General features: G+C 39.2%; 9 protein-coding genes and 1 pseudogene. 2 read left to right on the forward strand and 8 right to left on the reverse strand.

The window, feature by feature from the left end:
• Positions 1 to 66: 66 nt before the first annotated feature.
• The 7 genes and pseudogenes from IR083_RS02840 to IR083_RS02870 all read right to left on the reverse strand — a co-directional run bounded on the left by IR083_RS02840 (position 67) and on the right by IR083_RS02870 (position 7,473).
• A complete protein-coding gene (locus IR083_RS02840; protein ID WP_194223163.1) occupies positions 67 to 1,290 on the reverse strand; it encodes a CinA family nicotinamide mononucleotide deamidase-related protein in 1,224 nt (407 codons plus the stop codon).
• A gap of 851 nt (positions 1,291 to 2,141) precedes the next feature.
• Complete coding sequence (locus IR083_RS02845) at positions 2,142 to 2,906, reverse strand: hypothetical protein (RefSeq protein WP_194223164.1); 765 nt, start codon at positions 2,904 to 2,906, stop codon at positions 2,142 to 2,144.
• A gap of 22 nt (positions 2,907 to 2,928) precedes the next feature.
• Positions 2,929 to 3,516: an energy transducer TonB gene (locus tag IR083_RS02850; protein ID WP_006797716.1), complete on the reverse strand. Its 588-nt coding sequence runs from the start codon at positions 3,514 to 3,516 to the stop codon at positions 2,929 to 2,931.
• A 532-nt stretch (positions 3,517 to 4,048) separates the two neighbouring features.
• Positions 4,049 to 4,594 (reverse strand): annotated as a pseudogene (locus IR083_RS02855) (hypothetical protein); the annotation flags it as partial.
• An 89-nt stretch (positions 4,595 to 4,683) separates the two neighbouring features.
• Positions 4,684 to 5,925 (reverse strand): M48 family metallopeptidase, encoded by a 1,242-nt coding sequence (locus IR083_RS02860; protein WP_194223165.1) that lies wholly within the window; start codon positions 5,923 to 5,925, stop codon positions 4,684 to 4,686.
• A 129-nt stretch (positions 5,926 to 6,054) separates the two neighbouring features.
• Positions 6,055 to 7,071: a tRNA (adenosine(37)-N6)-threonylcarbamoyltransferase complex transferase subunit TsaD gene (gene tsaD / locus IR083_RS02865; protein ID WP_006797713.1), complete on the reverse strand. Its 1,017-nt coding sequence runs from the start codon at positions 7,069 to 7,071 to the stop codon at positions 6,055 to 6,057.
• Between the two features lie 54 nt (positions 7,072 to 7,125).
• A complete protein-coding gene (locus tag IR083_RS02870) occupies positions 7,126 to 7,473 on the reverse strand; it encodes a hypothetical protein (protein WP_194223166.1) in 348 nt (115 codons plus the stop codon).
• Positions 7,474 to 7,570: 97 nt separating this feature from the next.
• Here IR083_RS02870 and IR083_RS02875 point away from each other — a divergent pair, with 97 nt between their 5' ends.
• A complete protein-coding gene (locus IR083_RS02875) occupies positions 7,571 to 8,563 on the forward strand; it encodes a hypothetical protein (RefSeq protein WP_194223167.1) in 993 nt (330 codons plus the stop codon).
• A gap of 179 nt (positions 8,564 to 8,742) precedes the next feature.
• Positions 8,743 to 10,269, forward strand: a complete 1,527-nt coding sequence (gene dnaB, locus IR083_RS02880) for a replicative DNA helicase (protein ID WP_194223168.1) — start codon at positions 8,743 to 8,745, stop codon at positions 10,267 to 10,269.
• 455 nt (positions 10,270 to 10,724) lie between these two features.
• Here the strand turns inward: dnaB and secDF are convergent, their stop codons facing one another.
• Complete coding sequence (secDF, locus tag IR083_RS02885) at positions 10,725 to 13,694, reverse strand: protein translocase subunit SecDF (protein WP_006797709.1); 2,970 nt, start codon at positions 13,692 to 13,694, stop codon at positions 10,725 to 10,727.
• Between the last annotated feature and the right edge of the window lie 143 nt (positions 13,695 to 13,837).

Genomic DNA, 13,837 nt, shown 5'->3' on the forward strand with positions numbered 1-13,837 from the left:
TTTATTAAACAAAAGCTAAAACCAATACTTTTATTGAAAAATAACGCAAAACTTATTAATTTGCTGTCATTCCAACATTTCCAATAACTGCAACATCCCTATGTTAGTCGCACGTACAATATTTGCTTCACGGAATCGTCCCAATTGATATTTCCGGGCTACGCATCTATCCTTATAAGTAGTACAAACCCAGACTGTGCCCACCGGCTTCTCTTCCGTACCTCCATCCGGGCCGGCAATACCGGTAGTCGAGATAGAGCAGTCCACATTCAATATCTCCTGTGCTCCTTTGGCCATTTCCACAGCCACGGCCTCACTCACGGCGCCAAAGCGATCCAATGAATCCTGTAATACGTGCAATATGTTCACTTTTTCTTCATTGGCATATGATATGACAGAACCTTTAAAATAACGGGACGAACCCGGAATAGAAGTAATGGTATGGGCAATATTACCTCCCGTACAACTTTCGGCTGTACCCAGGCTCAAACCCTTTTCGAAAAGGCGCTCTCCCAGCAGCTTCTCTACCGTAATATCTTTCTCTGCCAAAATAGCACTTCCTAATATATCCTGAAGTTTTTTTACCTGCTCATTCAATTCCTCCAAACGATGTTCCCCCCGAACAAACAGGCGCAGCTTCATCAATCCGGGAGATGGCAGATATGCCAATCCGAAACCCTCCGGCAAATTATCTTCAAAGTCGGCAATATACATCGCTAATGCCGATTCGGTATATCCCTTTACAATGAATACACGCTTGAGATATGCATCCGGGTCATATTTAGCTTGTAGACGGGGAATGATCTCATTTTCCATCACATACCGCATTTCGTGAGGAACTCCCGGCATAGACACAAGCACTTTGCCTATATAATCGAACCACGTAATCGGAGCCGTCCCTACCCTGTTCTGTATCACTGTACAGTCTTTTGGCACATAGGCCTGATTACGGGTCAGTTCATTCAAAGTCGTAAAACTGGATATTACATTCTGTATATTTTCGAGAACAGAGTCATCAAAAATCATCGTCGTACCAAAATAGTCGCAAAGTGTTTTCTTGGTTATATCATCTTTCGTCGGGCCCAGTCCACCGGTCATAAGAATAACATCTACACGGGAAAATACCTCTTCTATGGTAACCTTTATCTGTTGTGCATCGTCTCCTATCGATTGCATTTCTTCTACCTCAAATCCTGCGAGTGTAAGTTTCTGCGCTATCCACGCCGAATTAGTGTCGACAATCTGCCCGATGAGGATTTCATCGCCGATTGTAATTATTGCTGCTTTCATTTCTATTCTATCAGTTATTACAAATATAAGTTTTGCTTTTAATTTACTGTTAAAAAGTAACAAAGGTAACAGGAATTAATGAAGAACGAATAATAAAGAATTAAGAATTAGGGCAAACCTGAAAATCAGCAACGTTTCAGTAAACAGTATGCTCACACAGAGACGCTAAGGTGAAAAAAGGTAACAAAAGTAACACATATTTCAGCTATTAGCTGATAGCTGTCAGCCGTTAGCTTTGGCCATCGCACAAGTGACTTCACAGTAAACAGAAATACGGTTCTTGACTCCGCCGATTTACGCTTCGCTACAATTCAACTTAGTACTTAAAACTCATAATTTATCACCTTATTTACGTTTATTAACTATGTTTGGTTAAAATCTGACACATCTGACAGTTTTTCCATTGTTTTCACCTTGATAATTTTGCATTCGTTAACTATATATGGTTGAAAAGTAACAGAAGTAACGGTTTTTATGGCTTTTGTAGGGGCGAATGTTTATTCGCCCACAATGACTAACGGGCGAAAGATGTTTCGCCCCTACAGTTTTCCCAAAAAGTAACAAAGGTAACACATATACCAGTTCAGTTATCAGTGAACAATGAACAGTCATCAGTTAGCAGCTTGTATCTTGTCTACTTGTGTCTCACTTGTAATCATTCACTTTCAATTGTCAACTGTCCATTATCCATTGTCCACTCAAAAAAGTAACAAACGTAACACCTTTTCAACCATTTGCTAATATGCTAATTCTCAAACCTGCTAATCAATACTTCAAAGAACCATCTGCTAACAGCTAAAGACTATCAGCTATATACATAGATAAAGTTTTTAAATACTGATTCACATAATTCAGAATCCGGTAGTCAGCAATCCCCTGGCACCTTTTATCCCGCATTTCTGATATTTATTATAAGCGACAGCTGCACTTTCCCGCACAGCAGCATTTGTACCTCCTGCGATGTATGTAGCGATTGCATCATGTAAAGTGTATGCTTCGGGACTCATCAGATGTGTAGACCAAAGCAACGGATTAGCTTTAGCTGAACGCAGATACGGCGTAAAATACCGTTTACTATAGCAAGCAAGGATTATCGCATCACGCGTTTTACCATCTACATTGCTATAAGTATTTGCCAACGAAAAATCCATTAACCCGTTATGCCCTATATAAGCGAGTAATTTAGCATTCCCATTGAGGCCGACAACCGTTTTCCCGACCATTACGGTATCCTTCCTACTTCCTGAACATGAGTTGAGGAAATCTTCTGTACAGTTTTTTATGTATTGTCCGTCGTAAGCATCCGCTACAAGGTAGTAATCTTTCGTTTTATGTTTGAAGACAATACGTTCGAGGCGGATATTATCGACCTTTAACCGCCTTACTTCCTTCCAGTCAGAGCTTTTTCTGAAATAAGTACGAATATCATATCCGCATCCCCAGTACAGATTCGAATTCGGATCTTGCCCATTGCCTATTCCTTTAGGTACTTTCACTATACCCTGATATTTATTATCGCACAAAGCCACCATCACATGAATAGTTTGCGATTCCTGAGCAAAAAGAGGAAATAATAAAACAAAAGCAAAACAGGTAAGATGTAGTTTTTTCAGCATGGTATAAAGGTTTTGGCCATTATTAATATCGTTTTTCTATAATTTCGTGATAACTGTTCCATTTGCATTCATCCATATTACTTTCGCCTGGCAACAAACGTCTTACTGTCTTAAGTTTTTTCTTTCCCAGATAAACGCCTATAGTCTGATAAAAAGGGACTGGAAATCCTCCTTGTCTTCCAGGTATCCAACGAGGCATCTTGTGTAGTAGCCGCACGACCTCACTGTCGCAATCATACGAAAGAGATGTTACTATTTTTATATTTTGTGGATCAATTTTGCCATCTTTTAATACAACAAACCTTGCAATAACAAAACCCTGCACTTCCCCTTTGGTTACTGTACGGGGATACCGGATATTCTTATTAAAGAATACCTCCATAACACTATCTCCGCCTACAAATTGGGGGAGTATTTCTGTACTTATAAAGATTGGTGGTTCCGTGAATTCCTCAATATTTATTTCGTTTAATTGCTTCGAATCCAAAAGTAACCGATTCTCTATGAGTGTATCATTTTTCACGTGAAATGGTCTGACTTCTTTCTTCTGTTGGGAATATATGCACAAACAAAAAGACATAAACAGGGGAAAAGTAAAATACATTCTCATACTCAATCGTGTTTTTCGTTCTGATATTAGATAGAGTATGAAAATACTGAAATTCCATAAATAAATTTCCCTATTCGAACAGATAGCGTTGTATATGATCCATAAATATTTTTTTATCCGAACTATGTTTGCGCATCTTATTCCAAAAATTCTGCGGATATATCATTTTATTCCCTTTACTATCTTCATAAACCATCTCATCAAAAATATTTTTAGACAGTGACGCCCGTTCATTCTTGTTGTTGCTGAATTGAAGATGTCCGAAAATATCAACTTTATATTCTTCTTTGTAGTCCGTCAATCCATGGCACATATCCATCAGCCAGAAAAAGGTCTCTTCTTCATCACCTCTGAAATCACGCTGAATATCTTTCCAAAATTCTATGGAATACTTTATTTCATTGTTATTATCATCCGTGAAAATCCAGGCATCGAAAATATCTTTTTTCAGATATGCTTTCCTTCTATTGTTTTCCTCATATTGAAGATAACCAAATATATCACGGCCTATTTTTACTTTTCTCCCGTTTGTTTCAACAATCGTGTTATCGAAGATATCTTTTCCTATTTTCGTTTTGTTTCCTTTGTTGTCTTCTATTATTGTATTATCAAAGATATCTTTCTTTATCGTTTTTCTATAACCCTTATTATTCTCTATTACCTTATCGCCAAAGATATCTTTCCGGATAGTCGTCCTGTTGCCTTTATTATCTTCTATTACAGTATCATCGAAAATATCTTTTCGTACTGTTTTCTTATTCCCCTTGTTATCTTCTATTACTTTATCGCCAAAGATGTCTTTTCTGATAGTCGTTCTGTTTCCTTTATTGTCCTCGATTATCGTATCACCGAAAATATCTTTTCGTATTGTTTTCTTATTGCCCTTATTATCTTCTATCACAGTATTGCCGAAAATATCTTTCTTTATTGTTGTTTTATTTCCGTCTTCATCTTCGATAATGGTATTACCGAAAATATCTTTACTAACCTTTTCTTTCTTTCCACCCTGGGCATATATATTTACAGGCAGTAATATCAGGCACGAAATGATAATTATATAAAAGCGTTTCATAGGCATTATTTTTTAGATTATGAATAGCTGCTTTTCAGCCCTGTTTATATATGAATATAATAAATCTGAAAGGTTTAACGACACTTTATAAAAATCTACTTTTTATTATCAATTTCCATCAATGCCCCCATCCGTTGCAGCAATGTCGGATGTGAATAATAGAAAAATACATACAGCGGGTCAGGGTTCAGATTACTCAGAAACTTTACCGATAACTTCTTCAATCCGCTTATCAATGAATCTGCCAAGCCAAAACCGGCAGCATAAGCGTCTGCCTGATATTCATTCTTACGGCTGTGCATACTCGAAAACAGACCTATAATCATAGAAACCGGTGTGAATAGAACAGAGAAAGCAATCAGGCCCAAATGAAAGGAAGCCTCTTTCCCTCCCAATGCCACAGCAATGGCTTCATTATCCAAAAACCATGATAACAGGAACAGAATAATTCCTGTATAAAAGATGGATATGAACATACCCTGCAATGTGTGCCTCTTTTTATAATGACCTATTTCGTGTGCCAGCACAGCGACTGTTTCACTCGTCCTAAGATCGTTAATCAAAGTATCGAACAATACGATACGTTTCTTAGCGCCAAAGCCGGTAAAATATGCATTTGCCTTACTGGAACGTTTCGATGCATCCATCACATATATATTCTTTATGGAAAAACCTGCCTCCTGCGAAAAAGCCTCGATTGCATTCCTAAGCTCCCCATCTTCCAACGGAGTCTGCTTATTGAATAAAGGCACTATAATATTGGAATAAAACAAGGTCATAAATAAAGAGAATACGGTCACTGCACCCCATGCGTATAGCCACGCGTATGTACCCAGAGTTTCATAAAACCATACCAGAAGAGCAAGGATAATACCACCCAGAACAGCTGTGAGCAGTAAACCTTTCAGCTGGTCGAGCCAGAAAATAGCTTTAGTAGATTTATTGAACCCGAAACGTTCTTCAATCACAAAGGTGGCATAATAGCTGAAAGGTAGAGTAATAATATCATTCACGATATATACTATACCAAAGAAAGCCAGAGTAAGAACAACTTCATTATTTATAAATTGTCTCAGTAACCCGTCGAGCCAGCCGAAAATACCCAAAGACAAGATCAGTAACATTACTATAAAAGAGAAAAGGCTTGTATACAAGCCAAAACGGCTGTTTATCTTTTGATAGGCTTGCTGTCTGGCATATTCGTCTTTATCGTAAATCCCTTCCAGCAATGGAGGTATATCAGGGCTCATTCGCTTACGGTTACGATACGCCAGGTATTGCGTCCAGACAAAATCGAGGACAACTACAAGTAGGATAATGCTTAAGTATATGGACATAGTCGAATTATAAGTTTAAATATATGTACCGATGACGTAACGCGTCAAAAGCTAATAGCGAAAATTCATAATTCTCCACTTAGAACATTGGCATATTGGCACATTATCTCATTGTCACATTAAATTAAATCACATCACCACCCTTGAAAACGGAGCGGCTTCCATCGGGCAAAAATCTTTATCTTCATATTTGAAATAGCCTGTCATAGCTATCATGGCTGCATTATCTGTCGTGTAACCAAACGGAGGTATATGTATTTTCCACCCGAAACGCTTTGCATGATCTTCAAACGCAGTCCGAAGCCCCGAATTAGCCGATACACCACCGGCTACAGCAACTTCTTTGATCCCCAGATCTTTGGCCGCCTTACGCAATTGCTCCATCAATACATCAATGATCGTTTTTTGGAGGGAAGCACAAAGATCAGCTTTATTCTTTTCTATAAAATCAGTATCCTTTTTCAGTTCATCGCGTAGCAGATACAGGAAAGAAGTTTTCAGACCACTGAAACTATAATCATAACCCGATATGTGAGGCTTGTTGAATTTAAATTTATTTGCATCACCCTCTTTAGCCAAACGGTCTACAACAGGCCCTCCGGGATATCCCAGTCCCATTACTTTGGCACATTTGTCGAAAGCTTCACCCGCTGCGTCATCTATTGTTTGACCGATGATCTCCATTTCCTTGTACGACCTGACCAGTATAATCTGGGAATTTCCACCCGACACCAACAGGCATAAGAAAGGATATTGAGGCTGATTATTATCGTCTTTATCTTCTTTTATGAAATGAGCCAATACATGAGCATGTAAATGATTTACATCTATCATCGGAATATTCAACGCGGAAGATAATCCTTTAGCAAAAGAAGTACCTACGAGCAAGGAACCCATCAGTCCCGGACCTCGTGTGAACGCAATCGCAGTCAGTTCATCTTTGGTTACTCCCGCCTTTTTCAATGCCTGATCGACCACAGGTATTATATTCTGCTGGTGAGCGCGTGATGCCAGTTCGGGAACTACACCTCCGTAGCTCTCATGCACTTTCTGGCTGGAAATTATATTCGATAGAAGTACACCGTCCCTGATAACTGCTGCCGCAGTATCATCACAAGACGACTCTATGCCTAGTATGGTTATCATTCAAATATTGTATTTTATATATTATAAATCCAATGACTTATAACATCGTTTCTATTATATTGTTTGGAATGCCCGGGATAAATTGTAAAATTCGTTTTTCACCTGATTCACCCCAATCGCGCCTCCCGACAATCCTGTCGTATCTTTCGACACTGTCACTTTCACTTCACCATTGTTATAATCCTCTATATGCACTCTGAATTTAAAGTATTTACAAAATGCACCGAACAACAAACGCATCATCCGGTTTCCCTTTTCGAATAATCCCTGTCCCAGATGTTTATACCCTAATGATAACATTAGCATTTCTACTTCTTTCTGCATCTGAATTACTGTTATATCCTTATAAATATATATCAGTTTACTATCCTTATTGGGAATATTTTCTTTAAAATAAAGCATAATATTGTGCGTTTTTTAATTATATGGTTTGTAAAAGTGGTACAAAATTAAGAAATATAAATTACCTTCGCAAAGAAGAATTCATAAAAGGAAACAAATGAAAAATATAGTATATCTGCTGACTTTTATCATCCTGTCTTTCATTGGATGCTCAGGCACAACAAAGAAAAACAGTGGGCTATCGCAACAGGAAAAAGTAACCATCATACGTTTCGACAAAGATGTATACAATTATCTTCAGCAACCTGACGCCGTAAAAGAATCCGGATTGAAAGAAAAATATCCACTCCTGCTTCCTGCCTTCGGACGTATAGCCATGGACAATAGTGATCCTGCTACTTTCTTCCCTGCCCTCAGGGATTACTTTTCCCATCCTGCGCTGATGCAAATATACAAAGATGCATTAACTACTTTCGATAATATCTCTGCATACGAAAAAGAATTATCCAATATATCTTCGCTCGTATCACAAAATCTGCCGGAGAAGAAATTACCTGCATTTGCCATGCATGTATCGGGTTTCAGAGAAAATACCATCATTATAAATAATCTTATCTCTATATCTATAGATAAATATCTTGGATATAATTACACTGCATATAAGGAATTTTTCCAACCATTCGAACGCCAACAAATGCAACCGGAATATTTAGTCAGGGACTATCTGAAAGCATGGCTGATGAGCGATGTTGTAAAATCGGATGTTGAAGACCAGACTCTCTTATTCGCGATGGTAGATGAGGGAAAAATACTATATGCACTATCCCTGTTGCTCCCTGAAAAGAATGCGGAAGAGATCATAGGATATACCAAAGCCCAGACGGACTGGTGCAAACAGAATGAAAAATCGACATGGCAGAGTATTGTAAAACAGAACTACCTCTATTCTACCGATCATATGATTATCACCCGTTTTATAAACGATGGCGCATTTACAGCAATTGTATCAAAAGATTCCCCCGGAAGAATCGGGACATGGATAGGTTGGCAAATAGTAGAGCAGTATGCAAAAAAGAAAGGCGCTTCTCTGCAAAACATTATAGATACGGATGCCCTGATAATATTAAAGGAGGCCAAATATAATCCTTAAATACGAATAACAATACCGTTTTCTGACAATTATCAACAGCATCAATGACTTAAAAAAGCGAACAGATAATAATTATCTCTTAAATCCCCGTACTTATTAACACCATGTTCAAAACTTAACTCGTCTTTGAACGTTATTTCTGTTATCTTTGAATAAAAAATTGAAGAGGTAAAACTAAAATGGCTGACGCGAATAATAAGAATCAGGGGAGACGAAAACCAAAAGAAACGAATTTATTACCCGACATAGGTAAAGTACAGCCTCAGGCAAGGGAACTGGAAGAAGCCATACTCGGAGCATTAATGCTTGAGAAAGACGCATATTCACTTGTTAGTGATATCTTAAAGCCGGATAGCTTCTACGACACCATTCATCAGATAATATACAGAGCAATAGTTGACTTGGCTGTCCGTCAGGCACCTATCGATATGCTCACGGTTGTGGAACAACTAAAAAAAGACGGTGAACTGGAAACGGTTGGCGGACCGGTCTATATAGCCCAACTGACCGAGAAAGTAGCATCGGCAGCACACATCGAGTTCCATGCGCGCATCATTGCCCAAAAATATCTGGCAAGAGAGCTTATTTCCTTTTCATCCACGATCACCAATAAAGCTTTCGATGAAACATCCGATGTAGACGACCTGATGCAGGAAGCCGAAAGCAAGCTTTTCGAAATATCTCAGGGCAATGTAAAGAAAGACGTAACCCAGATCAATCCCGTAATAAAAGAGGCTTTAAACCTGCTTGAAATAGCGGCTAACCGTCCCGAGGGACTTAGTGGCCTGCAGACCGGATTTACGCCTCTGGATAAAATAACATCGGGATGGCAGAATTCCGACCTTGTTATCATAGCCGCCCGTCCCGCGATGGGTAAAACTGCATTCGTGCTGTCTATGGCAAAAAACATGGCGGTAAGCTATGGCTATCCTGTGGCTTTGTTCTCTCTTGAAATGTCAAATGTACAGTTGGTTAACCGTCTGATCGTAAACACCTGCGAAATTCCAGGTGAGAAGATAAAGAACGGCCAACTATTGCCTTACGAATGGGAGCAACTCGACTTTAAGATAAAAGAACTATATGATGCTCCTTTATACATTGATGACACCCCCAGCTTATCCGTATTTGAATTAAGGACAAAAGCCCGCCGTCTGGTTCGCGAACACGGTATTAAGATGATCATCATCGACTACCTTCAGTTGATGAATGCCAGCGGGATGAACTATGGCAGCCGTGAGCAGGAGGTGAGTATGATTTCCCGTTCATTGAAAGGACTGGCTAAAGAACTAAACATCCCCATCATTGCCCTGTCGCAGCTCAACCGTGGTGTAGAAGGCCGTGCAGGTGCAGAAGGAAAGCGTCCTCAATTGTCCGACCTCCGTGAATCGGGAGCCATCGAGCAGGATGCCGATATGGTTTGCTTCATCCACCGTCCCGAATATTATAAGATACTGGAGGACGACAAAGGAAACTCATTGATTGGTTTGGCCGAAATTATCATTGCCAAACACCGTAATGGTGCAACCGGTGATGTACTGCTACGCTTCAAAAGTGAATTTGCGCGCTTCCAGAATGTCGACGATGACTATAACTTTGGTGCAGGACAGAATTTCTCTTCTAAAATCAACACCGACGCTTCGGCTCCAAGTTCCGGTCAGGACTTTCAGCCAATGCAAGGTGCAGGAAATGATTTCGTGCCATTCTGATAAATCTTCTATTATATAAAGTAACAAAAGTAACAGTTATCTATATTATCGTAACTGTTACTTTTTTTTGAATACCTATACTAGTTAAGCACAAAAGAGAAAAAGTAACAAAAGTAACAGAAATATCAGTTAACAGTCAACAGCTATCAGTTAACAACTTGTATCTCGTGTCTTGTCTACTCGTATCTCATATAACTTTCAACTTATTACTCAATACTTACTACTTTCAAAAGGTAACAAAGGTAACAACCTTTTCTGCTTTTTATTTTGCACCATTCTTACTCCTTTTCCCTTTCAGACATCAGGGATTGTATTCAATCTTTCAAAGAACTATAAGCTAACTACTAAAGGCCATCAGCTATACACATAGATAAACTTTAAGATGTCTCATAATAAAAGAAGAGGTTAGCCAATTAGACTAACCTCTTCTCATATATTTAGAAATGTTCTACGTTTTATTTAGCTTCTTTTAGCTGAGCTTCTTTCTTCTTTCCTTCTTTCTTGAATATACCCCAAGCAATAGGAGTTGCTACGAATACAGAAGAATAAGTACCGATCACAATACCGATAAATATAGCAAATGTAAAGCTACGGATAGTATCACCACCTAAAAGGAAGATACAGAACACAACTAGCATCGTACTTATTGAGGTATTCAATGTACGTCCTAATGTAGAGTTCAGCGCTTCATTAATAGTTTCGGTGATATTACGTTTCGGATACATATTTCTGATTTCGCGGATACGGTCAAAGATCACAACCTTGTCATTGATAGAGTAACCTACCACTGTCAATACAGCTGCAATAAACGACTGGTCTATCTCCATTGAAAATGGCATTATCTTATACAGCAATGAGTAAAGGAAGATAACCATCACGGCATCATGCGCCACAGCTATCAGCGTACCCAAAGAGAAGGCAATGTCACGGAAACGCAATAAGATATACAGAGCCATACAGACTACCGCAATCAATACTGCTATGGTAGCCGCTGTTTTCAGGTCGTCAGCCACACTAGGACCTACACGCTGAGAACTTTGAACAAAGTCATCTATAGTTTTTCCATCGGTAAGGAATCCGGCTGCTGTAAGAGCATGGGTCATTTTTGCCCTTATTTCATCTTCAACCTCATCTGTAGCTTCTTCAATCTTATAGTTTGTAGTAATACGAACCTGGCTTGTAGTAGATGACTGACTTGCAGAACCACTGGTAAGTACAAGTACAGTAGAACCTTCAAATTCGGGAACCAGCACTTTTTCGATAGCATCGGCATTTACATTTTTATCGAAACGAACCAGATAGTTACGTCCTCCTGTAAAGTCAATACCGCCATTCAAACCGTTAATGAATAGAGAGCCTACACCTGCTACTAATAATACAGCTGATAAGATCACGATTTTCTTAGTCATCCCCAAGAAATTGATTTTTGTGTCAACAAACAATTTTCGTGAAATAGCAGTGGTGAATGTCTGGTTTCTGAAATGACCCTTATCTAGCATATATTCATAGAATATACGTGTAAGGAATACATTGGTAATGAATGATGCAACGATACCGATAATCAATGTAGTTGCAAAACCCTGTATCGGACCTGTACCGAAATACGCTAATATAATAGCAGTAATTACCTGTGATGCGTGTCCGTCGAAAATAGCAGAGAATGCATGTTTATAACCATCTACTACGGCTACTTTCGTATTCTTTCCGGCTCTTAATTCTTCTTTTGTTCGTTCATAAACCAATACATTAGCATCGACCGCAAGAGCCAGCGAGAGCACAAGTCCCGTTATACCCGGCAGGGTCATTACCGCCCCAAAGGCCGCCAATATACCAATCGTAAAGAACAGGTTGACAAGAACAGCCGAATTGGCAATCAAGCCCGGAATAAAACCGTAAACCAAGCAGATGTATGCCATAAGAAGCACCAATGCAAGTACAAAAGATATAACTCCGGCTTTAATAGCTTCCTGACCCAACGAAGGACCTACAATATCTTCCTGCACAATGTGTACTCCGGCTTTCATCTTACCCGATTTCAGCACATTCTCTAAGTCTTTTGCATCTTCCGGTGTAAAGTTACCTGTGATTTGAGACTGTCCACCTTCAATCTTGTCATTTACATTAGGCGCTGAATATACAGAACCGTCGAGTACGATAGCAATACTCCTGCCTTTTTCTGCTCCGGTAATAGTAGCCCAACGTTGTGTACCTACAGAGTTCATCTGCATACTTACTTCCCAAGTTGCACCATGTTGAGACTGGTCAGCCTTTGCAGAAATAACCACATCCCCGTCCAATGCCGGGCCTTTTTTAAGACCGTCGCCACGCAAAGCGTATAATGTAATCTGAGTTTCTCTTATATCTTCGGCCTTGAATCCCCATGCAAATCTTAGGTCAGGAGGATATGCGTCCTGGAATCTTCTAAGGATTGCATTGACCGCTGCCGTATCGTTTTTATGAACAATACCGACAATAGCTCCCATACCACCACTGATAAAATTCTCAATAAATGGTTTGGTGAATCCTAAATTTCCAACTTCCTGAACTTTCAAAGAATCGCTTACAGCAGTTGTATCTGTTACATTCTGAGCGGCTAAAGCTTCTCTCGAACGTTCTGTCAGGGCGCTTATATATCCCTGTATTTCGTTCAGATTATATGTTTTCCAAAATTCAAGATTTGCACTACCCTGCAATAGTTTTCTTACACGATCCGGTTCCTTGATACCCGGAAGCTCTATCATAATACGTTCTGCACGATTGTCTAGCTTCTGAATATTAGGAGCAACAACCCCGAAACGGTCGATACGTGTACGAAGTACGTTGAACGAGTTATCGGCTACACTCTGAAGTTCTGTTCTCAGTGCAGAAATAACTTTATCATCCTTGTCTTGAGGTCCTACCTGATCTCTAAGTTTAGTACTAAATACGCCGGCTAGTTTATCATTGCCATTCGCTGCTTTAAACTTATCTACAAAGAGAGTGATATAGTCACGGTTGCTACCTTTTTTATTTTCAGCAGAAGCTTCTGTCAAAGCAGTATTAAACGCTTCGTTCTCAGGGTCACCCAGTGAACGGAGTACAGCTGCTGCATCTACTTCTACGATAACACTCATACCACCTTTCAGGTCAAGTCCCAGCCCGATTTCTTTTTCGCGACATTGTTTAAGGGTATAACCCATATCGTCGGTACCAAAGGTTAACCAAACTCTTTCTGTAGACATTGAATCAAGATAGTGAGTGTATTGTTTGTTGTACAACTCGTCTTGCAGTAGTTGATCACCTTTAGCATTCGCGACTGCGTAGGCTGTAGCAAATTCATCTGCCTTATTATCATAACTTTTGGTTACGAATGTAAAAGACAGGTAAAATAAGCATACCAACGTAAGCAGAATGGAAAATGTGATTACAAATCCTTTGTTTTGCATTTTAGATTTTACTTTTTGTTATTTACTTATATTATTTCTATTTCATTCAAACTAAATAAAATACGCATATATCCAGAGTCCCCTTCCTTCGAAATGAGGCCAAGCTTAGACATATACACACTTTTAGGCGTGCAAATATAATC

Origin of the sequence: Dysgonomonas sp. GY75 (assembly GCF_015234155.1) — a bacterium.
GTDB classification, from domain to species: Bacteria; Bacteroidota; Bacteroidia; order Bacteroidales; family Dysgonomonadaceae; genus Dysgonomonas; species Dysgonomonas gadei.

Excerpts from the sequence above, each read along its gene's own strand:
- IR083_RS02860 (WP_194223165.1), bottom strand. The coding sequence starts at position 5,925 with ATGTCCATATACTTAAGCATTATCCTACTTGTAGTTGTCCTCGATTTT.
- IR083_RS02850 (WP_006797716.1), bottom strand. The coding sequence starts at position 3,516 with ATGAGAATGTATTTTACTTTTCCCCTGTTTATGTCTTTTTGTTTGTGC.
- IR083_RS02845 (WP_194223164.1), bottom strand. The coding sequence starts at position 2,906 with ATGCTGAAAAAACTACATCTTACCTGTTTTGCTTTTGTTTTATTATTT.
- secDF (WP_006797709.1), bottom strand. The coding sequence starts at position 13,694 with ATGCAAAACAAAGGATTTGTAATCACATTTTCCATTCTGCTTACGTTG.
- dnaB (WP_194223168.1), top strand. The coding sequence starts at position 8,743 with ATGGCTGACGCGAATAATAAGAATCAGGGGAGACGAAAACCAAAAGAA.
- IR083_RS02875 (WP_194223167.1), top strand. The coding sequence starts at position 7,571 with ATGAAAAATATAGTATATCTGCTGACTTTTATCATCCTGTCTTTCATT.
- tsaD (WP_006797713.1), bottom strand. The coding sequence starts at position 7,071 with ATGATAACCATACTAGGCATAGAGTCGTCTTGTGATGATACTGCGGCA.
- IR083_RS02870 (WP_194223166.1), bottom strand. The coding sequence starts at position 7,473 with ATGCTTTATTTTAAAGAAAATATTCCCAATAAGGATAGTAAACTGATA.
- IR083_RS02840 (WP_194223163.1), bottom strand. The coding sequence starts at position 1,290 with ATGAAAGCAGCAATAATTACAATCGGCGATGAAATCCTCATCGGGCAG.